This is a genomic window from Luteitalea sp. TBR-22 (genome assembly GCF_016865485.1).
Lineage (GTDB): Bacteria > Acidobacteriota > Vicinamibacteria > Vicinamibacterales > Vicinamibacteraceae > Luteitalea.
Genome location: NZ_AP024452.1, coordinates 5,150,553 through 5,172,569, shown reverse-complemented (window position 1 = coordinate 5,172,569; position 22,017 = coordinate 5,150,553). Strand labels below are relative to the sequence as shown.

Annotated in this window: 19 protein-coding genes; 11 read left to right on the top strand and 8 right to left on the bottom strand. The window is 69.8% G+C overall.

Annotation, left to right across the window (positions count from 1 at the left end; genetic code table 11):
- Window positions 1–40 precede the first annotated feature (40 nt).
- Window positions 41–2,008, bottom strand: coding sequence for a PQQ-dependent sugar dehydrogenase (locus TBR22_RS21495; protein WP_239489885.1), 1,968 nt, complete (start codon window positions 2,006–2,008; stop codon window positions 41–43).
- A gap of 155 nt (window positions 2,009–2,163) precedes the next feature.
- On the opposite strand from TBR22_RS21495, the gene TBR22_RS21490 reads away from it, so the two are divergent.
- Both TBR22_RS21490 and katG read left to right on the top strand, forming a co-directional pair.
- Window positions 2,164–2,691, top strand: a complete 528-nt coding sequence (locus TBR22_RS21490) for a Fur family transcriptional regulator (protein WP_305068748.1) — start codon at window positions 2,164–2,166, stop codon at window positions 2,689–2,691.
- Between the two features lie 43 nt (window positions 2,692–2,734).
- On the top strand, window positions 2,735–4,909 hold the full coding sequence (katG, locus tag TBR22_RS21485; protein ID WP_370651366.1) for a catalase/peroxidase HPI: 2,175 nt from the start codon (window positions 2,735–2,737) through the stop codon (window positions 4,907–4,909).
- Between the two features lie 194 nt (window positions 4,910–5,103).
- Here the strand turns inward: katG and TBR22_RS21480 are convergent, their stop codons facing one another.
- Entirely contained in the window at window positions 5,104–5,799 is a 696-nt protein-coding gene (locus TBR22_RS21480; protein WP_239489884.1) for a hypothetical protein, read from the bottom strand.
- A 101-nt stretch (window positions 5,800–5,900) separates the two neighbouring features.
- On the opposite strand from TBR22_RS21480, the gene TBR22_RS21475 reads away from it, so the two are divergent.
- From TBR22_RS21475 to TBR22_RS21465, 3 genes are all read left to right on the top strand, one after another.
- Entirely contained in the window at window positions 5,901–6,455 is a 555-nt protein-coding gene (locus tag TBR22_RS21475; RefSeq protein ID WP_239489883.1) for a GNAT family N-acetyltransferase, read from the top strand.
- Window positions 6,456–6,531: 76 nt separating this feature from the next.
- A complete protein-coding gene (locus TBR22_RS21470) occupies window positions 6,532–7,518 on the top strand; it encodes an aldo/keto reductase (protein ID WP_239489882.1) in 987 nt (328 codons plus the stop codon).
- A 176-nt stretch (window positions 7,519–7,694) separates the two neighbouring features.
- Window positions 7,695–8,549, top strand: coding sequence for a hypothetical protein (locus TBR22_RS21465; RefSeq protein WP_239489881.1), 855 nt, complete (start codon window positions 7,695–7,697; stop codon window positions 8,547–8,549).
- A 284-nt stretch (window positions 8,550–8,833) separates the two neighbouring features.
- Here TBR22_RS21465 and TBR22_RS21460 read toward each other — a convergent pair whose 3' ends face one another.
- Entirely contained in the window at window positions 8,834–10,183 is a 1,350-nt protein-coding gene (locus TBR22_RS21460; RefSeq protein WP_239489880.1) for a glycoside hydrolase family 55 protein, read from the bottom strand.
- A gap of 362 nt (window positions 10,184–10,545) precedes the next feature.
- Between TBR22_RS21460 and TBR22_RS21455 the strand changes: the two genes are divergently transcribed.
- Together TBR22_RS21455 and TBR22_RS21450 are read left to right on the top strand one after the other, a co-directional pair.
- Window positions 10,546–12,702 carry a DUF5916 domain-containing protein gene (locus TBR22_RS21455; protein ID WP_239489879.1) on the top strand — a complete coding sequence of 719 codons (2,157 nt, stop codon included), beginning with the start codon at window positions 10,546–10,548 and terminating at the stop codon, window positions 12,700–12,702.
- A gap of 243 nt (window positions 12,703–12,945) precedes the next feature.
- The gene (locus TBR22_RS21450; protein ID WP_239489878.1) at window positions 12,946–13,815 is read left to right on the top strand and encodes a hypothetical protein; all 870 of its coding nucleotides are present in this window, start codon (window positions 12,946–12,948) and stop codon (window positions 13,813–13,815) included.
- A gap of 18 nt (window positions 13,816–13,833) precedes the next feature.
- Here TBR22_RS21450 and TBR22_RS21445 read toward each other — a convergent pair whose 3' ends face one another.
- Together TBR22_RS21445 and TBR22_RS21440 are read right to left on the bottom strand one after the other, a co-directional pair.
- Window positions 13,834–15,150 (bottom strand): amidohydrolase family protein, encoded by a 1,317-nt coding sequence (locus tag TBR22_RS21445; RefSeq protein ID WP_305068747.1) that lies wholly within the window; start codon window positions 15,148–15,150, stop codon window positions 13,834–13,836.
- Between the two features lie 197 nt (window positions 15,151–15,347).
- Window positions 15,348–16,163, bottom strand: coding sequence for a DUF1080 domain-containing protein (locus TBR22_RS21440; RefSeq protein ID WP_239489877.1), 816 nt, complete (start codon window positions 16,161–16,163; stop codon window positions 15,348–15,350).
- A 157-nt stretch (window positions 16,164–16,320) separates the two neighbouring features.
- Here TBR22_RS21440 and TBR22_RS21435 point away from each other — a divergent pair, with 157 nt between their 5' ends.
- Window positions 16,321–17,223 carry a S9 family peptidase gene (locus TBR22_RS21435; RefSeq protein ID WP_239489876.1) on the top strand — a complete coding sequence of 301 codons (903 nt, stop codon included), beginning with the start codon at window positions 16,321–16,323 and terminating at the stop codon, window positions 17,221–17,223.
- Between the two features lie 45 nt (window positions 17,224–17,268).
- Here TBR22_RS21435 and TBR22_RS21430 read toward each other — a convergent pair whose 3' ends face one another.
- Genes TBR22_RS21430 through TBR22_RS21420 form a run of 3 tightly spaced genes read right to left on the bottom strand, consistent with a single transcriptional unit; the run spans window position 17,269 to window position 18,949 of the window.
- Window positions 17,269–17,673 carry a hypothetical protein gene (locus TBR22_RS21430; RefSeq protein WP_239489875.1) on the bottom strand — a complete coding sequence of 135 codons (405 nt, stop codon included), beginning with the start codon at window positions 17,671–17,673 and terminating at the stop codon, window positions 17,269–17,271.
- Complete coding sequence (locus TBR22_RS21425) at window positions 17,670–18,314, bottom strand: DUF1990 family protein (protein WP_239489874.1); 645 nt, start codon at window positions 18,312–18,314, stop codon at window positions 17,670–17,672. The genes TBR22_RS21430 and TBR22_RS21425 overlap by 4 nt, the downstream gene beginning before the upstream one ends.
- 41 nt (window positions 18,315–18,355) lie before the next feature.
- Entirely contained in the window at window positions 18,356–18,949 is a 594-nt protein-coding gene (locus tag TBR22_RS21420; RefSeq protein ID WP_239489873.1) for a DUF1990 family protein, read from the bottom strand.
- Between the two features lie 27 nt (window positions 18,950–18,976).
- Here TBR22_RS21420 and TBR22_RS21415 point away from each other — a divergent pair, with 27 nt between their 5' ends.
- The 3 genes from TBR22_RS21415 to TBR22_RS21405 all read left to right on the top strand — a co-directional run bounded on the left by TBR22_RS21415 (window position 18,977) and on the right by TBR22_RS21405 (window position 22,013).
- Window positions 18,977–19,282 (top strand): hypothetical protein, encoded by a 306-nt coding sequence (locus tag TBR22_RS21415; protein WP_239489872.1) that lies wholly within the window; start codon window positions 18,977–18,979, stop codon window positions 19,280–19,282.
- A 100-nt stretch (window positions 19,283–19,382) separates the two neighbouring features.
- A complete protein-coding gene (locus TBR22_RS21410; protein ID WP_239489871.1) occupies window positions 19,383–20,597 on the top strand; it encodes a dipeptidase in 1,215 nt (404 codons plus the stop codon).
- A 132-nt stretch (window positions 20,598–20,729) separates the two neighbouring features.
- Window positions 20,730–22,013 carry a hypothetical protein gene (locus tag TBR22_RS21405; RefSeq protein ID WP_370651546.1) on the top strand — a complete coding sequence of 428 codons (1,284 nt, stop codon included), beginning with the start codon at window positions 20,730–20,732 and terminating at the stop codon, window positions 22,011–22,013.
- The last annotated feature ends 4 nt before the right edge of the window (window positions 22,014–22,017 follow it).

The window sequence follows — 22,017 nt, the reverse complement described above, 5'->3', positions numbered from 1 at the left end:
ACGCGGAGGATCGTCGAACGGCGGGGTGGGACACCCCGCCCTACCTCTGTGCCGCGACGCTCGTGAGCGTGCGGATCACGCCGTCGCTCTTGGTGATCACGTAGATCGTGCCGGCCTCGTCCTGCGCGAGCCGCATGTCCACCCGGCCGCGTCCGGAGATCGCCGCGGCGCCCGGCAACGTGTCGCCGCGTCCGCCGCGTGCCCTGAACGTCGCCTCGACGAGCGGACGCACGCCCGCGTCGAGTTCCTGCAGCGGTGCCAGCGTGTCGGCCCTGCCATCGTCGGCGGCGAGCACGTCGGTCAGTCTCGCGTACCAGAGCTTGCCCGTCGTGATGTCGCCGAGCAGCACCGAGTCCTTCAGGAGCGGAATCGCGTTGCCGCGAACCACGAACCCGCCGGCGATCGCGTCGCCACCGAGCGCGGTGTGCGGGTAGGCAATCACCGGGTAGGTCGGCCTCACGGTGCCTCGCGTCATCGTCGCGGTCACCTGCACGGGGATCGTGTCGTCGGCGGGCGGCGGCGCCATGCCCTTGGGCGTCATCGCAAGCGGGCCCTCGCGCAGCGGGTACCCGTAGTTGGCGCCCTTCTCGACGATCAGGACCGTCTCCCACCCGGTGAGCCCGATGTTGAAGGCGAAGAGCCGTGGCGCGGTCGGGTGGGCGGGATCGACGTCCCACACGAGGCGGTGCGGGTTGCGGATCCCGAGCGCCCAGATCTCCTTGCGCGCCCCGGCGATCGAGGCAAACGGGTTGTCGTTCGGGATGCGGTACCGCCGGTTGGCGCTCACCGTGCTGGTGGCGACGTGCTCGCGCAGGTCGGGCACGATGCGCAGGATCTTGCCGCCCAGCGTGTCGAGTCGCTGCGGCACGAGGCGGCGGCCGTCCTGCCGCTCGCCGGTGCCGGCATCGCCGACGCCGACGTACATGACGCGCCACTCGGGATCGCCGCGCCTCGCCACCGGGTTGAACGTCATCTCGCCGAGCGGGTGGATTGGCGTGTCGAGCGGCATGCGGAGGATCTCGCGCGCGGTGCCCTCGAACGTCGCATTGGTGACGTCGCGGTCGGTCCACTCGACGATCACGCCGACACGGTCGACGGGCACGTCCGGACGCACCGGCGGCATCACCAGGTCGGTGAGCGCATAGCCCTGGAGATCGAGGCCCGTCACCGCGCCGGCGCGCGGCGTTGCGGGGGCGGCGATCGTCGGGTCCTCGGTGTGGATCGTGTAGAAAACCCCGTTGCGGGCGTAGTCGGGGTCGAGCACGACGTTGATGAGGCCCATCGCGAAGTTGCGCTGGTAGGTGAAGCGCGGGAACAGGCCCGGCCGACCCTCGAGCCCGTTGAAGTCGAGGTATGTCGTCACCTGTTTCGTCCGGCGGTCGAGCAGGTAGAGGGGGCCGTTCAGGTCGGGCACGAAGAAGCGACGGCCGCCGGGCTCCTCGCGCATGAAGTTCACGCGCGACAACTGCGCGCGCGTGAGATCGCCCGTGGGGTCGCCGGTGATGGGCATGCGCACGTACTCGGCAAGGTCGGCCTTCGGCAAGGTCGCCGTCTTCGTGGCGATCGCCGTCGCGCCGGCCAGCGCCCCGGGTTCGCCGCGCGCCAGCGCCCGGAGATACGCCACCACACCCTTCACCTGCGCCTCGGTCAGCATCGCCCCGAACCCGGGCATCATCGTCGTCGGCACGCCCTGCGTGATGACGGTGGCGATGGCCTCGTCGGTCGCGCCGTGATCCCACGTGGCGTCGGTCAGGTCGGGCGGCTGCTTGCCGCCCCGTTCCTGGATGATGGTGATCAGCACGCCGGCCTTCTCGGCGCCCTGGGCTCGTGGGCCATGGCACGACGCGCAGTAGATGGCGTAGGCCTGCTGGCCGACGGCGACCGGGTCCTGCGCCGCGGCTGGGGCAGCGACGGGCGGTGCCTGCCGCCCACGCGCGACCAGTCCCGTCCCGAGCAGCAGGGCAGACCCGGCCAACGCCGCCGCCGCGATCGCTGACATCCTGAACATGTCCTGACTCCTGGAGAGTGGCGACAGGATAACGCTCGCCGATGGACGCCACACCGGTAGGGCTCCGCCCTGCCTCTGAAGTCCTGGCCCCAGCCTCGACGTTGGGAGTCTCGAATTTTGGAGTCACTCCAAACCTGAGCTACACTGCCGAGGTTGTGACGTCCCCTGCCGACCTCCTTCGTGGCCGTGGCATCCAGGTCACCGCGCAGCGCCTCGCCGTCCTGCGGGCCGTCTCGAGTGCGCCGCACATCACCGCCGATGCCGTGGCCGACGTCGTGCGACGGGAGATCGGCAGCATCTCGCTGCAGTCGGTGTACGACACGCTCGGGCTGCTGGCGGCCGAGGGGCTGATTCGGCGCATCCAGCCGTCGGGGTCGCCCGCGCGGTTCGAGACGCGGGTCGGCGACAACCACCACCACCTGATCTGCCGGAGCTGCGGCCGGCTGGTCGACGTCGATTGCGCGGTGCACGCCGCGCCCTGCCTGACGCCGGCCGACGGCCAGGGCTACGAGATCGAAGAGGCCGAGGTCGCGTACTGGGGGCGCTGTCCCGACTGCGTCGCCGACGCGCGCGCCGCCGACACCGCCTCATCAGCCACCCGACGCATCCGCCCGCGTCCCGTCGGGCGCGCGGCCCGCGTCACGTCCCGCGCCCGGCGGCGCGATGACACGCCCACGGCCTGATTACCGGCCGTCCACCACCACCAACCAACCGAGGTCTATCGACATGGAGATGGAGAGCAAGTGCCCGTTCTCGGGCAAGGCGCACGCCGGCACGTCCAACAAGGACTGGTGGCCGAACCAGCTCGATCTGAAGGTCCTGCACCAGAACCCGCCGGCCCGCGACCCGATGGGCCGCGACTTCAACTACCGCGAGGCGTTCAAGGCCCTCGACCTCGATGCGCTCAAGAAGGACATCGAGCAGGTGATGACGCAGTCGCAGGACTGGTGGCCGGCCGACTTCGGGCACTACGGCCCGCTCTTCATCCGCATGGCGTGGCACAGCGCCGGCACGTACCGCATCCACGACGGCCGCGGCGGCGCCGGCTCCGGTGAGCAGCGCTTCGCGCCGCTCAACAGCTGGCCCGACAACGCCAATCTCGACAAGGCGCGGCGCCTCCTCTGGCCGGTGAAGAAGAAGTACGGCAAGCACATCTCGTGGGCCGACCTGATGGTGCTGGCCGGCAACGTCGCGCTCGAGTCGATGGGGTTCAGGACGTTCGGCTTCGGCGGCGGTCGCGAGGACGTGTGGGAGCCGACGCAGATCAACTGGGGCAACGAGACGACGTGGCTCGGTGACGAGCGCTACAGCGGCGACCGCAACCTCGCCAACCCGCTCGCGGCTGTGCAGATGGGCCTCATCTACGTCAACCCCGAGGGCCCCAACGGCAACCCAGACCCGGCCGCCGCGGCGCGCGACATCCGCGAGACGTTCGGCCGCATGGCGATGAACGACGAGGAGACGGTGGCCCTGATTGCCGGCGGCCACACCTTCGGCAAGACGCACGGCGCCGGGCCGGCGACGCACGTCGGCCGCGAGCCCGAGGCGACCGCGCTCGAGACGCAGGGCCTCGGCTGGCTCAGCACCTACGGCAGCGGCAAGGGCGGCGACACGATCACCAGCGGCCTCGAGGTGACCTGGACCACCACCCCGACGAAGTGGAGCAACAACTACTTCGAGAACCTGTTCGGCTACGAGTGGGAGCTCACCAAGAGCCCGGCCGGCGCGCACCAGTGGAAGCCGAAGGGCGACGCAGGCGCCGGCACGGTGCCCGACGCGCATGACCCGTCGAAGCGGCACCAGCCGATGATGCTCACCACCGACATCGCGCTGCGCGTCGATCCGGCCTACGAGAAGATCTCGCGCCACTTCCTCGAGAACCCGCAGGCGTTCGCTGACGCGTTCGCGCGCGCGTGGTTCAAGCTCACGCATCGCGACATGGGCCCGATCGCCCGCTACCTGGGCAAGGAAGTGCCCAAGGAAGCCCTGATCTGGCAGGACCCGGTGCCGCCGGTCACCCACGCCCTCGTGAACGCCGAGCAGGTGGCGGCGCTCAAGCAGGCGATTCTCGCCTCGGGCCTCACCGCGGCGCAGCTGGTGCGCACCGCGTGGGCCTCGGCCTCGACCTTCCGCGGCACCGACAAGCGCGGCGGCGCCAACGGCGCGCGCATCCGCCTCGCCCCGCAGAAGGACTGGGCGGTCAACGAGCCGGCGGAACTGGCCAGGGTGCTCGGCGTGCTCGAGGGCATCCAGAAGGACTTCAACGCCAGGGGCGGCGCGACGCAGGTGTCGCTGGCCGACCTCATCGTGCTCGGCGGCTGCGCGGCCGTGGAACAGGCGGCCAGGGCGGCGGGCGTCGACGTGCAGGTGCCGTTCACGCCTGGCCGCACCGACGCGACGCAGGAGCAGACCGACGTCGAGTCGTTCGCGGTGCTCGAGCCGACCACCGACGGCTTCCGCAACTACGTCGGCCAGGTGAGCGCGGTGCCGGCCGAGGTCCTGCTCGTCGAGAAGGCCGAGATGCTGACGCTCACCGCGCCCGAGCTCACGGTGCTGGTCGGCGGCCTGCGCGTGCTCGACGCCAACACGGCCGGGGCGCAGCACGGCGTGTTCACGACCCGCAAGGGGGCGCTGACCACCGACTTCTTCGTCAACCTCCTCGACATGGGCGTCGAGTGGAAGCCGACGAGCGATGCCGCCGAGACCTTCGAGGGTCGCGTCCGCGGCACCGGTGAGCTGAAGTGGACCGGCACCCGCGTCGATCTCCTGTTCGGCTCGAACTCCGAGCTCCGCGCCCTCGCCGAGGTGTACGCCTGCGACGATGCGAAGGAGAAGTTCGTGCACGACTTCGTGGCGGCGTGGACGAAGGTGATGAACCTGGACCGGTTCGACCTGCAGTAACGAGGTAGGGCGCGGTCTCCGACCGCGCCGTTGGTCTCCTCATCCTCCAGCGGCGCGGTGAGGACACCGCGCCCTACCTCTGGCACGGGAACGGCGCGGTGAAGACACCGCGCCCTACCTCGGTGGCAGGGCCGCGCGACCATCGCGCCCTGCCTCTGACAAAGGTAGGGCGCGGTCTCCGACCGCGCCGTTCGTCAACGCGCGACCGTGAGGTTGCGGAAGTGCGCGTCGGTGCTGACGTCGATCCACAGCGCGACGCCGCCCTGCGCGCCGGCGCCGCTCTTCAGGTCGTTCACGATCAGGGTCGGCTGCGCCTGCCCGTGCACGAACAGTCGCGCCTGCGCACCGCGCACCTCGATCCGCATGCGCGTCCACGCGCCGGGCACGAGGTCCACGTAGCTCTCGTACTTCTCCGGCGTTTCCTTCCGCAGGCGTTGCCACGGCCAGTCGGGATGCGCGATGTACTGCGCCGAGTGGTTGCGGCGGACCTGGTCGTCGGCCCGGCCGTTGGTCGGGCGCAGGTAGAACGCGTCGTACGTGCGCAGGTCGGGCTGCACGCGGAACGCCACGCCGACGAACCCACGTGCGTCCTTGAACACGTCGGTGCGCGGCGAGCCTGCCACCTCCAGCTCGATCACGCCGTCGCCGAACGTGAGCCCCTCGACGACCGCGAGCGTCTCGGCCTGCAGTTGTCCCCGCACCGCCTCGTCGGAACGCACGCGCACGCCCGCCTTGCCGTCGAGCGTCGCAGGGACGGCCGTCACGTTGTGCAGCCGGAGCCCGGCCGGGGTGTCGAGGGCGAACTGGCGCGGGCCGGCCTGGGCCCGGAGGTCGGCGTGGGCGGCGGCCAGGCCGGCGGCAGTGGCGGTCAGGAACGTGCGTCGATTCATGTCAGTCCTGTACGTGCGACGAGGCGGCCCGGTTGCGTCGCCACGGGCTGCTTCCAGTCACGGCGTTCCGAATGGCACCAGCGCCGCGATACCGTGTCCAGGTGTCCGTGCCAGATCTCATCACGACCGGTCGCCTGCGCCTGCGTCCCTGGCGCGCCGCCGACGCGGCAGGGTTGCTGCCGCTGCTCGAGGCCAACCAGGCGCACATCGCACCGTGGATTCCGCGGCATGTCTCGGAGATCGTTCCGCTTCAGGAGCTTGCGACCCGCCTCGAGGAGCGCGCCGCAGCCTTCGTGGCCGGCACGGCCTGGCGGTACGCCTCCTTCCTGGCGGCAGACGGTCGTCTGCTCGGCGAGGTGTCGCTGTTCCCGCGTGACGCGACGGGCCGCGTGCCACTGGCCGACGCGGACCGCGTCGAGATCGGCTACTGGCTTCGCCGCGACATGACGGGACTGGGCCTGGCCACCGAGGCCGCGCGGGCGATGCTCGACGTCGCCACGGCGCTGCCACAGGGGAGACTGGTCGAGATCCGGTGCGACCCGCGCAATGCGGCGAGCGGCGCCGTGGCGCAGCGGCTGGGGTTCGTCCTTGCGGCGCCCGAGACGGGCGCCGGGCCCACGCAGGTGTGGCGCCTCGATCGCGCCGCCATGCGGTGATTCCTGAAGTCGGCTCACAAGGCCTTGGCCCCGGGCCCGTCTGGTGGGCGTGCAGGCGTTGCGCTACGCTCACCGCATGCAGACACGCACCCTCGGTGCCAGCGGCCTTCACGTCTCCTCCCTCGGGTTCGGCTGCATGGGCCTCAGCTACGGATACGGCGAGGCGACCAGCCGCGAGCACGCCGTCTCGCTGATCAGGGCAGCCGCCGGTCGGGGCGTGACCTTCTTCGACACGGCGGAGGTCTACGGACCCTACCTCAACGAGGAGGTCGTGGGGGAAGCGCTCGCCCCCGTGCGTGACCGCGTCGTCATCGCGACCAAGTTCGGCTTCCGCATCCAGGATGGGAAGATGAACGGACTCGACAGCCGACCGGCCCACATCCGCGAGGTGGCCGAGGCCGCGTTGCGACGCCTGCGCACCGACCGCATCGACCTGTTCTACCAGCATCGGGTCGATCCGGACGTGCCGATCGAGGACGTCGCCGGCACGGTGCAGGACCTGATCCGCGAGGGCAAGGTGCTGCATTTCGGCATGTCGGAAGCGGGCGTGCAGACCATCCGCCGCGCCCACGCGGTGCAGCCGGTCGCCGCGCTGCAGAGCGAGTACTCGCTGTGGTGGCGCGAACCCGAGCGCGAGGTGCTGCCGGTGCTCGAGGAACTCGGCATCGGCTTCGTGCCGTTCAGCCCGCTCGGCAAGGGGTTCCTGACGGGAGCCATCGACGACAAGACGACGTTCGGGCCGACTGACTTCCGCAACGTCGTGCCGCGCTTCACCGAGGAGAACCGCAAGGCGAACCTCGCGTTCGTCGACTGGCTCAAGAGCTTCGCGGCGCGCAAGCAGGCGACGCCCGCGCAGGTGGCCCTCGCCTGGCTGCTCGCCCAGCGGCCCTGGATCGTGCCCATCCCCGGCACGACGAAGCTGACGCGCCTCGACGAGAACCTCGGCGCGCTGCAGGTCGAGCTGACCGCCGACGACCTGCGCGACATCGAGCAGGCCGTGGCGGCCATCGAGGTGCACGGCGAGCGCTACCCGGAGTCGGCGCAGCGCATGGTGGGACGCTGACGACCGGGCGTTCCGCCGTCACGCCACGCCTGCGGCGCGGTGACGAAGAACTTCGGTCTTCTCGTGGGGTGACTGGCGCGGCGCGGGCGTGTGTCGCTGCCCAGAGGGCCTGAGAGACGCAGTGGCGCTGGATGTGCATCCGGGCCCGGGCACACCCGTGTCCCCGGAGGATGTACATGACTCGCCTGTCAGTCGCGGCGTCGCTCATCGTGGCGCTGGCCCTTGCCGCGCCGGCCACCGCCGGCCCCATCTCGTACACGCTGCGAGACGCGCACTTCTTCGGCGGCGTACCGGGTCCCACCCGGGAGATCGTCGAGGCGGGAACACTCGGGCCTGGCGCGAGTGAGAGCCTGCCGTATACCTTCTCGACGGGCGGGCCAACGCCCGTGGTCTTCACCGCCCTGGCGACCAACCGCCGATCCCCCTTCGAGCTCACCGTGTCGCAGCGGATCGAGGCGGCGTCCTCGACGGCGCTCCAGTTCAACATCGCGCCGCACGATCCGACCAGCATCGTCTCGATCGTGCAGTCGCGTGTCCAGGAAGACGGCCTGCTGGTCACCGGGGGCTCGGGGCAGGCGTATCTGCTGCCGACGTTCGGCGTCGACGGCGCCTTCGACGACGCACATGCCACCGCAGCGAGCACGCTCTCGATCTGCGCCGGCATCCCGTCGTGCCCGCTCACCGGATTGGGCTTCTCGCAGGGCGGCGTCCAGCCCATCGACGTGCTGTACACGCCGACGGTCGGCCTCTCGACCAGGTTCACGTTCGACCAGCCGTTCAACCTGTTCTTCTTCATCAACCTGGGTGTCTCGGCCTTGCCGGGCGTGCTCGAGGCCGGCGGTCCGGTCGGGGGCGACATCCGCCTTCGGCTTGCGGGCTACCGGATCGTCGATGCCAACGGCGACGACATCGACGGCGCGTCGCTCACGTCCGACCTCCTGAACCCGGTGCCCGAACCGGCCGGCCTCGCGCTGGCGGCCGTGGGTCTCGCGACCGCCCTGCGTCGTCGCGCGCGACGCCGCACGAACTGATCCCGGGAAGCGGCGGTCAGGGTACGCCGACCGGTGCCCCGACGCGCGGCCGTGCCCGACGCGGTGCAGGACGTGATCCGCGAGGGCACGGTCGGCCACATCGGATGCCGGAGGCCGGCGCGCAGAGCATCCGCCGGGCCTACGCCGTGCAGCCGGTGGCGAGGCCCGAGCGAGAAATCCTCCGCGCGACGACCTGCGCGACATCGAGCAGGCCGTGGCGGCCATCGAGGTGCACGGCGAGCGCTACCCGGAGTCGGCGCAGCGCATGGTGGGCCGCTGAACCCCTACTTCGCGGTGCGGCGGACGACGTTGTTCGTGCCGGCGTCGATCACCGTGGCGGAGATGGGCACCGTCACCGCGACGCAGTCCGAGGTGTGCGGCCCGAAGACGAGGTGAGCGATAGGCGCACCGGCGGGGCCTCCCGGGGTGAAGGCCGAGAAGGCCGTCGACTGGATGCGGACGCCCAGCGCGTAGTCGAGGAACACGCCGGCCCAGCCCGTGCCGGCGATGCTGTTGTTGATCACCTGCGCGCCTTCCGAGGCGATCAGCCGGATGCCGAACCGCATGGCCGTCGGGCCGGTCGCCTCGATGCGGTTGTTGGCGATCCACGCCTCGAGGCGTCGTCCTCCCGGTGAGCCCGCGAAGTCGTCGACCGCCCGGATGCCCGCGGTCACCAGCGGCATGTTCTGCGCGACACGAAGGACGTTGCCGGCGATCGCGAATCGGGACGGCTTCGACGGAATCCAGCCCTCCGGGTCCAGCGTGGCCGGTTGCGAGACGTCGACGCCGAACTGCCAGGCATCGACCGAGTTCCGCTCATAGCGGATCTCGCTGGCGCTGGCGAGGAAGCCGCTCAGCCCCGTCACCGCGGCCGTGATCACCGAATCGGTCAGGGTGATGCGCGAGTCCTCGACGCGCAGGATGTGGAATCCCGCGATGGCGCGGTGCAGGCGCACGTCCCGCGCCTCGAACGTGCCGCCGGTGACCACCGGGTTGAAGAGCAACCCGCCGAAGCCGAGCAGCGTGTTCACGTTCACGCCCTGCCCGACCGGGAGCGGCTTGCCGTAGAACAGACCCGCGTCGCCATCGGATCCGGTGAGTTCCACCCGCTCGACGCGCGCGTGCGGAGCCGTGCCTCCCTCCTTCTGCGAGAACCAGAGCAAGGTGTTCAGGAAGTACGTCGTGGGTAACCCGGGGAGCCAGGCGTAGCCCTGCATCGGGTGGTACTCCTCGGCCCTGATGCTCATGTCCGCCACCCTGACCCGGCCGCCAAGGAAGCCGATCAGGTTGGGCACCCTGTTGTCCTTGCCGTATGGCAGGAGCAAGGAGAAGTTGGCGGGTATGTCCGGCATCGCCTTCACGATGGTGACGTCCATGCCTGCGCCGACGAACGCGCCATTGAATTCCTCGGCGACGATCAGGCCGACATGGAACGTGCCTGGCCCCAGGCGCACGGTGCAGGCCGGCGCCGGCGACGAACAGGCATCGAGAGCCGCCTCGATGCGAGCGGTGTCGTCGAGGCTGCCGGGGATCGCCTCGAGATAGATGTCGGCGCGGGCGGGTGATGCGGACAGGAACAGACCCGAGCACAGAGCGGCGAGAGCGACGAGCGGTCTTCGAACGTGGACGCGCATGAGACCTCCCTTGCGAGACGTGCCTGGCCATGCCGGCCCCCGTCGCCGGCGGGAGACGCCGACCTGGGAGGGACTCGCTTGCGGGGATGCCGTGGCCATCGCGGGGATGTGCAACAGGCTTGCCACCAACAGGCGAGCCCTTCGCCTCGTGTCGTCAGGCCGCCGCCGGAATCGGTGCGCCCACGGCGAGATACTTCGCGGATGCTGCGGACAAATCCGCGATACTACGGCAGGCCCGTCCGGCCGTGAATCGCGGCGTCGAGCCACGCGCCCCTTGGCATGGGCGCCAATTGCCGCTATGTTCCGGAGCCTTGGCTTCGGATCGTGTCGCCGGGCGCCCTCGCCCATTCCTACTCGCGCTGGTGTTCGCGGCGTCGCTGTGGCCCGCGATCGCCCGGGCACAGGAGGATCGGCCCGACCTGCCGACGCCCGACCAACTCAACGTCCAGATCATCCCCGGCGGCGAGACCATCAGGCTCGATGGCGTGTTCGACGAGGCGGTCTGGACGCAGGCCGTGCCGGCCACGCGCTTCTGGCAGTACGCCCCGCTCGATCGCGGCGTCGCGACGGAGAACACCGAGGTGCGCGTGGTGCAGGACGAGCGCGCCCTCTACTTCGGCATCACCTGCCACGACTCGAACCCGAAGGGCATCATCACGCTCGACATGCGGCGCGACGCGCCGCTGTCCAACGACGACTACGTCGGGATCTACCTCGACACCTACCACGACCATCGCAACTTCTACTACTTCTCGACCAACTCGCTCGGCACCCGGCGCGACGGCATCGTCACCGATGCGCGGTCCTACAACACCGCGTGGAACGGCATCTGGGAGGTCAAGACGCGGGTCACTGCTACCGGCTGGACCGCCGAGTTCCGCATCCCGTTCTCCACGCTGCGCTTCGGCGGTGACCAGCCGATGACGTGGGGGCTGCAGCTCAGTCGCGCCATCCGGCGCAAGCAGGAATCGGTGTACTGGGCGCCCATTCCGCGGTGGCTGGGCGGGCGCGCGACCTGGCGTGCCGAGCGGTTCGGGCAACTCGTGGGCATCCGCACCGACGCCGCGTACGCCAGGTGGGAGGCCGAGCCCTACGTGCTCGGCGGCGCGCAGCACGGCTGGCGTCCCCCGTCCTCGGACCCGCGGTTCAACGCCGGCGGCGACATCCTGTACGACTTCACGCCGAACCTGCGAGGCACCGTCTCGATCCGCACCGACTTCGCGCAGGTCGAAGCCGACCAGGAGGTGATCAACTTCACGCGCTTCCCGCTGTTCTTCCCGGAGCGCCGCGACTTCTTCCTCGAGGACGCGGGCCTGTTCAGCGCCGGGCTCGAGCAGGAACTGATGCCGTTCTACAGCCGCCGCATCGGCCTGGTGAACGGCCAGCAGGTGCCGATCCTCGCGGCGGGGAAGGTGTCGGGACGCGCCGGTCCCTATTCGATCGGCGTGATGAACGTGCAGACGCAGGAGGCCGACGTCTCGCTGCCCGGCGGCCCGCGCGTGACGACGCCCGCGACCAACTACACCGTGCTTCGCGTCAAGCGCAACCTGTTCAGCAACAGCAGCGTTGGCGCCATCGTCACCAGCAAGCAGACCTCGTCGAGCTTCAGCCGGCTCGCGGGTGTGGACGGCAACCTCTGGTTCAACCCGGCGCTGAAGAGCGAGGTGCTGTTCGCGCGCACCTTCAACCCGGACGGTGCCCGCGACGACGTGGTCGGCATGGGACGGCTGATGTACTCCAAGCGCAATGTCGTGGCCGACGTCCGCTACACGGCGGTCGGCAGGACGTTCGTGCCGGAGATGGGGTTCGTGACGCAGAACGACCTCCGGCGATCGTCGGCCGACCTGTCCTACACGCAGTGGATCAACCAGTCGCGGGTGCGCAACGTGGTGTACTCCGGGTCGTATGCCTACGACGCCTTCTGGGATCACGGCTTCCTGGGGCGGCGAGGCAAGGCCGCCGCCGACGTCCTGTTCGAGTCCAACGACAAGGTCGGCTACGCGTGGAGCCCGGCGCGCGAGCGCATCGTCGTCCCTTTCGCCGTCGGGCCGATCACGATCCGGCCCGGTGACTACGACAACCGCACGCACGACATCACCTACACGAGCAACGCCAGCCGCCGCGTCTCGGCGACCGTCGGCCTCGGCCTGATGGACTACTGGGGAGGCGACCGTCGGCAGCTGGCCCTCTCCACCAACGTGCACCCCACGCCGAACCTGTCGATTGATCTGATCTACACGCACAACACGGTCGACCACCCGGCCGGAGCGTTCGACACGACCACCATCAGCAATCGCGTGCTGTACGCCTTCACCACCGACCTGTTCGTGAAGACGTTCGTGCAATGGAACGACCTCGACGACAAGCTCTCGGGCAACCTGCTGATCGGGTGGGAATATCGTCCCGGCAGCGAGATCTTCCTCGTGTACGACGAGGTGCGCGATCGTTTCGCGTCGCCGACGCTCGCGCCGCGCAACCGGTTGCTGCTGGTGAAGTGGACCTACAAGTTCAGGTTCTGAGTCGACTCACCGAACCGCGAGCAGGCAGCCGCCCTGGCCTGTCTCCGGCGTTCGGCGTCCGGCGTCCGGCGTTAAGCGTTACGCGATCGCGTCGGCTGCCATCTCTTCCGTAAGCGCATCGCAACCACTCTGTGGGCCCTCGCGTCCTACGGGCATTACACCGGTCGTACGCTGGCGCCGGCCGAGGCTCGTCGGTCTCCCGGCTGAAGAGGGGCTGGCGTTCGGTGGAGAAGGAGACAGGTCGTGGTAGAACGACACGCCCGTCGCGGACACCTGCCGCGGACCGCCCGCCGCGCCGCGCTGCTCGGCCACCTGTTCCTGTGTGCGGTGCTCTGGGCGGCGCCGGCTCGCGCGCAGGGGGACTGGCCGCGTGTCGAACTGAGCGGGGGCGGCCTCGTCGCGGCCTTCGACACCTCCGTCCGACTCGACGACGTGCGCGGGATCGAGGGGACGACGGTGGACTTCGAGGACGACCTGGGCCTCGATACCCGATCCGGCACGTGGTTCGTCCAGGGGCTCTGGCGCATCTCGCGCCGCAACCAGCTCTCGGCCAGCTACCAGGGCTTCTCGCGCGAACTCTCGCGCACCATCCTCGATCGCGAGATCCGCTTCGGCGATCGCACCTTCGGCGTTGGCGCCGAGGTCGGCGCGATTGTCGAGGCGCAGTACGTCTCGATCGACTACGGCTTCGCGTTCGTCGCCACGCCACGGGTCGAGTTCGGCGCGTCGATCGGCGTCACCGCCGTGCGGCTCCAGAGTGGGATCGAGGCGACGGCTGGCGTCTCGGGCAGCAGCTCGTCGGGCCGGACGGTGAGCTCCCAGCTCGACTACGACCTGCCGATTCCTCTCCCGGGCCTCTTCGTCAATGCCCGCGTGCACCCGCGGGTCACCGTCAGGGCGTCGACCCGCGGACTGAAGGGCGCCATCGACGAGTATTCCGCGGCGCTGGCCGAGGCGCGGGCCGGCCTCGACGTCCGGCTCGCGGGTCCCCTGTCGGTCGGCGGCGCCTACTACTTCAATCGCGCCCGCGTCACGCGCCGGGAGACCAGGACCGACGGCCAGATCGTGTACCGCTTCCAGGGGCCCATCGTGTACGGGAACCTGGCCTGGTAGCGCGCCATCCGGGGGCCCTCAGCGGTTCTTCACGATCTGCCCGTCCTTCATGATCACCACGAAGCTCGTGTCCGGGGTGGTCAGTAGCTCGAGGCGCGCGAGCGGGTCGCCGTCGACGAGGATCAGGTCGGCCAGTGCGCCCGGTTTCACGACACCCAGGATGCCGGTGTAGGGACTGCGCGGACCGGAGAGCGCGAGCAGTTGCGCGTTGTCGTGGGTCACCAGCTTCAGGATCTCGGCCGGCGTGAACCACGGGCGCAGCCGGAGGATGTAGGCGTTCTGCTCCTTGTTCATCCCGGGCTCGAACAGGAAGTCGGTGCCCCACGCCAGCTTCACCCCGAGCTGCCTGGCCATCGGCCAGATGCGGGCCTGCCCTTCGAGCACGGGCTGGCGCTTGCGGCGACGCGCCTCTTCCATGTTCGGCGAGTCTTCCATCAGGTTCTGCAGCGACAGCCAGACGCCCTTCGCGGCCATCAGCCGCAGCGTGTCCTCGTCGAGCAACTGGCCATGCTCGACGCACTTGACGCCCGCCTCGATCGCGCGGCGGACGGCCCGGGGGTGGTACGCGTGCACCGTCACGTAGGTGTTCCAGTCCTCGGCGGCCTCGACGGCGGCTTTCATCTCGTCGAGGGTGTACTGCGTGACGTCGAGCGGGTCGTACGCGGAGCTCGTGCCGCCGCCGGCCATCACCTTGATCTGACTGGCGCCGCGACGCAGGTTCTCTCGTACCGCCGTCAGCACCTCGTCACGGCCGTCGGCGATGATCCCCGCGCCCAACTGCTCGAAGCGTGGCACCTTGCCCGTGAAGCGGCGCGACGGCTCGTCGGGCAGCCGCATGTCGCCGTGGCCGGAAGTCTGGCTGAGGGCCGGACCCGACGGCCAGATGCGTGGACCTCGATGCCGTCCCGCGTCGATGCCGGCCTTCAGCTCGAACACGGGGCCGCCGACGTCGCGCACCGACGTGAAGCCACGCAGCAGCATCGCTTCGGCGCCAGCGGCCGCCGCGGCTTCGACGCTGGCGGGCGTCAGGTCCGGCGCCAACAACTGCGGCAGCGCCAGGGACGAGAACGTCATGTGGACGTGCACGTCGATCAGGCCCGGCATGAGCGTCCTGCCGGCGCCGTCGATCACCGTGGCGCCAGCATCGGTGACGCCCGGACCGATGGCCGCGATCGTGTTGCCGCGCACCAGCACGTTGGTGGTCGGCGAGAGCCTCGGCTCCACACCGTCGAAGATGCGAACGTTGCGGAAGAGGGTGGTGGGCGGGGCCGGCGCCTGGGCCGCGACCAGCGTGGCCAGCAGCGGCGTCAGGGCGGCGACGAGCATTGCGCGCATCAGGGTCCTCGCGTCTGTCAGGGAGAGGACAGCGGCCGCGCGGAACGTCGCGCGAGGCGCTCTCCGTGCCTCGATCAGACGCGTGGGAGGGCTGACGCGGTGCTACGGTCGAGCGAATGATGACCGAGGAGAGGGCGCAGTCGTCGACCGCGCCGCCCCACGGTGCGTCAAGGGAGACGTGTGCTGGCCGTCTCGGGCTACTGCGCTTCGGCGAGTGGCCGGATCCAGATGTTGCGGAACCGCACCGGGTTGCCGTGGTCCTGCAGGCCGATGTAGCCCTTGGCGTGCGCCGGCGCGTACTTGCCGATCTGCTTGTGGCCGGTCGGTCCCAGGTACGCCTGCGCCGCATGCACGGCCACGCCGTTGTGCAGCACGGTGACGATCGCCGGCTGCTTCAGCGTCTCGCCCTCGAACTTCGGCCCCTTGAAGATGATGTCGTACGACTGCCACTCGCCGGGCTTGCGCGAGGCGTTGACCATCGGCGGGTACTGCCCGTACATCGCCGACGCCTGGCCGTCGGGGTACGTGATGTTCTCGTAGCTGTCGAGCACCTGGATCTCGAACACGCCGTTGAGGAAGACACCGCTGTTGCCGCGGCCCTGGCTGTTGCCCTTGACTTCCGACGGCGTCGCGAACTCGAGGTGCAGCTGGTAGTCGGTGAAGTCGTCCTGCCTGGTGCGGATCATTCCCTTGCCACTCGACATCACGCCGTCGGCGATCGGCCAGCCGACCGGCCCCCCACCCTGCGTCATCTGCCACTTGCTCAGGTCCTGACCGGGCCCGAGCAGCACGATGGCGTCCGACGGCGGCGCGAGAGGTGCCAGCGGTCCGGGCGTCACCACGCGCGGCTGTGGCCGCGTGCCGTCGTGGATGTGCCACTTGCCGTTGGGCTGCATCGGCGTGTCCTGGTAGCCGGTCGGCGATGGCGGCGGCGTCGCGGGGGGAGTCTGGGCTTGCTGGGCGCTGACGACGGCGCCAGCCAGCAGGCAGGCGACAACGACGGTGTACTTCATGCGGCTCCTCGTGTGTTCGAGCGTTCCGGACGGAACGCCAACCGGTGGGGATGATAGCCGTCAAGCGCGCGGGCGAGAAGGGCGTGCGGTCGAGACGCCCGGCACGGGATATCCGATGGTATCGGACTCGGTCCGGCGTGCCGTGGTTCAATGCCTCATGGCGCGCATGCTCCGGGCCGCCCTGGTCCTGTCGCTGCTGGGCATGCTGCCGGCCTGCCATCGTCATGCGATCTCGACGGTGCCCGGGGCGCCGGGTGACCCGGTCCTCTCGATCATCGGCGATCCGGAATCGGAGTCGGGCGCCACCTGGACGCTCGTGGGCAGGCTGGGCGGCAGGCGTGTCGATCTCGAAGGCATCCTGCTGAAGCCGCGCGGGCGCGGCCCCTTTCCGGCCGTCGTGCTCAGCCACGGGGCGGGCGGCAACGCCGCGAGGTATGGCGGCGGGCTCGGTGGCGTGATGCGGACGTGGGGACTGGTCTGCATTGCCGTCAACTACACGCACGCCAGTGGCGTGCCCATCGGCGCGCCCGGCGGGTCCCTGCAGCAGGGGGCGAGTCCGGCCAACGTCCTGCGCGCCCACGCGGCCGTCACCGTGCTGGCACGCTTGCGCTACGTCGACACCCGGCGTGTCGCGGCTCACGGTCACAGCATGGGCGCGTTCGTCACCACCGCCTTCGCGTCGGCGTACCCGGACGACGTGCGAGTGGCGTCGCACACCTCCGGCGGTGTCCTGCTCGACGCCCTGCACAAGGAGGAGATGCCGCTGCCGAGCGTCGAGGAAGCCCGTCGCATCCGGGCTCCCTACCAGTGGCACCACGGCCTGCTGGACTATGCCGTGCCATTCCTGCTGGATCGGCGGCTCGACGCCGTCCTCACGGCCCCCCACGAGGGCTACCTGTACCCGCGATTCCGGCACGCCGAGGTCGCTGCCGACCCGCTGGTGCTGTCGCGCATCCGGGCGTGGTACACGACCCACGGCCTGTTCGATGCCGTGGTCGCAGCGACCAGCGGGTCCATGCCGCCCGCAGCGAGGGCGCGTGAGGACGCGCCGGTGCCCTGAGGTCCACTGTCCCGACGGTCCGGCACTGGCCCGTCGCCCGGCGGTTCACGCCAATCGACTGGACAGGGCGACGATCAGCGCGTCTTCGACAAGTCCACCGGCGACGCCGTCCGGCGCCCACCGCGTGCGTGCCAGGTACGCCAGGTGGGCGGCGGCCACCGCGGTGGTCGCGCCGAGCACCCCGCCCAGGAGTGCATCCTGGTCGTGCTGACGCGCCACCACGGCGCCCACGACCGCGCCGATGGCTGCCCGTCCGGCCAGCGGCAGGGGGGCGATGCGATCGCCGATCAGTCCCGACTTGTCGGCGATCATCTCGCCCGCCGTCGCCATCAGCAGTGCCGCTCCGATCGCGCCGCCGCGTGGGGCCAGCAGCGTCGTGAGTCCCGACATGCTCCGGGTACCGGTGAGCGCGCCCAGGGCGATGATGCGGCCGATCGTCTCTCGTCTCATTGGAACCACTGCCGTTTCGTCAAGTAGGTGAAGGTCACGTCGACCCCCTGGTGCGTGAGGCCGCTGGCGTCGCGCGGCGGGCGACGGGTCGACCCGTAGTGGGCGAGCAGGGACAGGCGCTGGTGCGCCAGTCGGTGCCACTTGCGCTGGTAGTACCCGGACAGCAGGCTGAAGCCCAGGCGGCTCCACCAGTTGGGGAACTCCCCCTCCTTCCAGCGAGCCTCGATGCGGAACCTGATGTCGCCTCGTGCGTCCTGGGTGAGCACGAACCATTCCACGCCCCGTTCGATGTGACCCTCCAGGGTGTCGTAACGGAAGCCGAACTCGTCGGGCCGGTCGCGGACGCGGCTCACCAGGGCCGGGCAGAGGTAACGCAGGCCGAGCACGCGAATCTCCAGCAGGATGCAGCGCCGGAGCAACGGTTCTGCCGGATCGAAGTGGGCCATGACGATGCGCGGCTCCGAGAACTGGTAGTGCTCGAGCGCATTCCGGGCGCGCTCGAAGCGCTCGGTGCCTTCGCTGTCGCGGGCGATCACGGCTTCGGAGTAGTAGTGATGCCAGCCCTGCTCGGCCGTCATCTCCTCTTCCGCGGCGTCGACGTTGGTCGGCAACGCCCTCGCGGCGTCGAGTCGGGACCGCACGGTACTCGCCGGCCACGAGCGCCACAGTCGCCAGTCGGCCATCAGTCGCCCGCCGCGACATAGGTCGGGGCCTGCAGCGGCGGCCCGTCGTCGGGCTGTTCCTGCACCTCCTCCACGTCGGCACGGATGGCGTCACGCACCTGCGAGCCCACCAGCACGGCCGTGTTGTTGATGAAGTCGGTCCACGTATTGGTTTGCATCGCATCACCGATGGCCAGGAACCCCAACCGTGTGGCCGTCGACGACGAACGGGCGCGACTCCGGATGTGGAAGACGACCTCGCCGTCGGTGTTCCGGTAGGCGCCGAACGTGATGCGGCCGGCTTCGGGGTGACCTTCGAGCGTGCCGAGCGTGATGCTGTTCCGGTCCTGGTGCACCACGCGGACGCGGCAGGACTGCGCGGGCCTGATGCGGATGTCCAGTTCTGCGTCCGTGGACAGGCCGTCGGGTGCGTCGAATCGCACCAGCGCGTCGGGCGGCAATTCACAGAAGTGGGCCTTGACCGCCGCGATCACGTCAGGCGGGCTGAGCGCACCGCCACTCAACACCGCCCAGTAATCGCGTTGCAGGAGCGGTCCGGCCCCGTCGCTCGCCGGCTGCCATCCATCCACCATGCCGTTGTGTCTAGCAAGCATGGTGCCTTGTTTGCATCTCGGGACGACATGTCCACACGCGACGTCTCCACACTCGACGTCAATCCCGCCGCCGAAGCCTCGGCACTCGGGCCGCCCGCGCCGGTCCTGCGTGCCGAACACGCCGAGGGCGACATCGCCCGCGTCATCGAACAACAGTCGGCCAAGCTGCCCTCGCACTGGTTCCTCATGGCGGCCCTGGGCGCGATGGGGACGTCACTCGTGCTCGAGCTGACCGGACGCCGACGGGCCAGCCGCTTCGTCGGGCAGTGGCCGACGCCGCTGCTGGTCATGGGCATCTACAACAAGCTGGTGAAGACGCTCGGCACACGCTAGCGACACGGCCGTGCCCGGCGGGTGGGAAGCCGCCGGACTCAGCGATATGCTTGGGCGGCGCGGGGCGGGGCGACCGGCCCCTGGCGCCGGAGCCCTGTCGATGAGAGCCCAGATTCTTGCCGCGGTCGTCCCCTTCGCGCTCCTGTTGTCGATGCACGCACAGGAGGCGCCGCGCGTGTCCGACCAGGCCCGGCGCGTGCACGACTCGGCCTTCGTCTTCGACGGCCACCTCCACATGATCAACCGCCAGTTGCACCTCGGCGGGAACATCGGGGATCGCCTGCCGGACGGCCAGGTGGACCTCCCACGCATGAAGGAGGGCGGGCTCGACGCCTTCATGATGACGCTGTACGTCATGGAGCAGTACTACCCGGCGCGCTACGAGACCAAGCAGACGCTGCGCCTGGTGAACATGGCGATCGATCAGCTCGAGCAGAACAGGCACCTGGTCGAACTCGCGCGCGACGCCGACGACATCGACCGGATCAACGCATCCGGCCGGATGGCCGCCGTGCTCGACCTCGAGGGCAGCTTCGATCTGGAGGGCGACCTCGACGTGCTTCGCGCGCTGTACCGGCTCGGTCTGCGCGTCGTGCAGCTACCCGCGCACAACTGGTCCAACGAATACGCCGACTCCTGCTGCGCGCCGGCACGCTGGCACGGCCTGACCGAGCACGGCCGCGCCGTGGTGCGCGAGATGAACCGGCTCGGGATCGTCATCAACGTGTCGCACGCCTCCGACGAGACGATCGCGCAGGCCCTCGAGGTGAGCACCGATCCGATCGTCGCCACGCACCACGGCCTGCGCAGCCTCAACGACATCCCGCGCACCATGCCCGACGACCTGCTGCGCAAGCTGGCCGCGAAGGGCGGCGTCATCGGCTTCCACATCGGCAATGCGTTCCACAATCGCGCCCAGTTCGACTGGCTCACCAGGCACGCCGGCAAGCCGTTCTGGGACACGACGGAGGTCGCGGCCGACCGGGCCCGGCTGTCCATGGCCGAGATCGACAAGCGCCTCATCCCGCAGTTCCCGATGGTGGAGGCCCGCGCGCCCGAAGAACTCCTCATGTCGGTGGACCAGTGGGTGGGCGTGGTGGACCGCGCGATCCAGCTGGTCGGCGAGGACCACGTGGCGCTCGGGTCGGACTTCGACGGCGGCCCGACGCCACCCAGGGGCATGCGCGACGTGCGCGACATCGCGATGATCACCGACGCGATGCTCCGTCGCGGATACTCGGAGGCACGCATCAGGAAGTTCCTCGGCGGCAACCTGCTCCGCGTGTTCCGCCAGGTCACCAATCGCCAGAGGTAGCGCGTTCTCCGACCGCGCCGTCCGAATACGTAGGGCGCGTTCTCCGACCGCGCCGTTCGAATAGGTAGGGCGCGGTGTCCCACCGCGCCGTTGGCATGTCGCAGTACCCATCGAGGAATCCACGTGGCCCACATGCTTACTCGCCGTGAACTGCTCGCGTCGACTGCGATGGCCGGCGTATCCGCCCTCACCGGCCCCTCCGCTGTTGCACAAACACCGCCTCGCCGCCCGCGCATCGCCTGCCTCGTCAGCTACTGGGGCGCGACACGCTCGCACGCCGACTGGATCATCACCAAGCTCATCGACGGCTACTGGTGGCAGGGCGCCCACACGCCCTCACGGATCGAGGTCGCGTCGGTCTACCTGCACCAGCGCGAGACGAGCACCCTCGGCCAGAAGGTGTGCAAGGCCAAGGGCATCCCCATCTTCGACACCGTCGGCGACGCCCTCACCCTCGGCGGCAAGGCCCTCGACGTCGACGGCGTGGTCATCGTCGGCGAGCACGGCCAGTATCCGGTGGACCTCAAGGGACACTGGCTGCTGCCGCGCTGGTGGATGTACCAGCAGATGGTGAAGGCGTTCGAGCAGAGCGGACGGTCGGTGCCGGTGTTCAACGACAAGCACCTCTCGTACGACTGGGACGAAGCGAAGTGGATGTTCGACAAGTCCCGCGAGCTGAAGTTCGCGTTGACGGGCGGTTCGTCGATCCCGACCTACTACCGCACGCCGGAGATCGAGCTGGCCAACGACACGCCGATCACCGCGTCGATCTCGCTGGGGGGCGCTCCGGACGAAGGTGGCTTCTTTCACACCGTCGACGTGCTGCAGTCCTTCGTCGAGCGGCGCAAGGGCGGCGAGACGGGCGTCGCCTCGGTGCAGTACATCCGTGGACCCGAGACGTGGGCCTGGACCGAGCGCACCCCGTGGGCGGGCCGACTGCTCGAGGCCGCACGCACCCGGCTGTCGCTGAAGCCGGGGCATTTCCAGGCCATCAACGCGCCGAACGTCTGCGTGATCGAGTACCGCGACGGCACGAAGGCCGCCATCTACAACGCGCGTGAGGTGGGCTGGACGTGGGCGGGTGAGATCGCCGGCCAGCCGGATCCGACCGTGGTGTCCATGCTCGGATTCCCGGGACCGTTCGATCAGTACCACGCTTCCAACGGGCAGCCGCACTGGATCGTGGAGACGATGGTCACCCGCAGGGAGCCGTTCGACGCGCAGCGGTTGCTGCTGTCGACGGGCATCGTCAACTTCGCGCTGGAGTCGCACTGGCAGAACGGTCGCTACTCTGCGGTGGGGCGCCGCGTCGAGACGCCGTTCCTCGACATGACGTATCGCCCGACGCACAGCGCGCAGTTCAGCACCGGCGCGCGGCCGCCGGGCCTCCCGTACATCCGCGGTTTCGACATGTAGCGGC

What these genes read in the sequence shown, in the direction of transcription:
- TBR22_RS21465 (WP_239489881.1), top strand. Translation starts at nt 7,695, where the DNA reads ATGACTCGCCTGTCAGTCGCGGCGTCGCTCATCGTGGCGCTGGCCCTT.
- TBR22_RS21430 (WP_239489875.1), bottom strand. Translation starts at nt 17,673, where the DNA reads ATGAGACGAGAGACGATCGGCCGCATCATCGCCCTGGGCGCGCTCACC.
- TBR22_RS21405 (WP_370651546.1), top strand. Translation starts at nt 20,730, where the DNA reads ATGCTTACTCGCCGTGAACTGCTCGCGTCGACTGCGATGGCCGGCGTA.
- TBR22_RS21435 (WP_239489876.1), top strand. Translation starts at nt 16,321, where the DNA reads ATGGCGCGCATGCTCCGGGCCGCCCTGGTCCTGTCGCTGCTGGGCATG.
- TBR22_RS21410 (WP_239489871.1), top strand. Translation starts at nt 19,383, where the DNA reads ATGAGAGCCCAGATTCTTGCCGCGGTCGTCCCCTTCGCGCTCCTGTTG.
- TBR22_RS21460 (WP_239489880.1), bottom strand. Translation starts at nt 10,183, where the DNA reads ATGCGCGTCCACGTTCGAAGACCGCTCGTCGCTCTCGCCGCTCTGTGC.
- TBR22_RS21495 (WP_239489885.1), bottom strand. Translation starts at nt 2,008, where the DNA reads ATGTTCAGGATGTCAGCGATCGCGGCGGCGGCGTTGGCCGGGTCTGCC.
- TBR22_RS21415 (WP_239489872.1), top strand. Translation starts at nt 18,977, where the DNA reads ATGTCCACACGCGACGTCTCCACACTCGACGTCAATCCCGCCGCCGAA.
- TBR22_RS21480 (WP_239489884.1), bottom strand. Translation starts at nt 5,799, where the DNA reads ATGAATCGACGCACGTTCCTGACCGCCACTGCCGCCGGCCTGGCCGCC.
- TBR22_RS21440 (WP_239489877.1), bottom strand. Translation starts at nt 16,163, where the DNA reads ATGAAGTACACCGTCGTTGTCGCCTGCCTGCTGGCTGGCGCCGTCGTC.
- TBR22_RS21420 (WP_239489873.1), bottom strand. Translation starts at nt 18,949, where the DNA reads ATGCTTGCTAGACACAACGGCATGGTGGATGGATGGCAGCCGGCGAGC.
- TBR22_RS21470 (WP_239489882.1), top strand. Translation starts at nt 6,532, where the DNA reads ATGCAGACACGCACCCTCGGTGCCAGCGGCCTTCACGTCTCCTCCCTC.
- TBR22_RS21445 (WP_305068747.1), bottom strand. Translation starts at nt 15,150, where the DNA reads ATGCGCGCAATGCTCGTCGCCGCCCTGACGCCGCTGCTGGCCACGCTG.
- katG (WP_370651366.1), top strand. Translation starts at nt 2,735, where the DNA reads ATGGAGATGGAGAGCAAGTGCCCGTTCTCGGGCAAGGCGCACGCCGGC.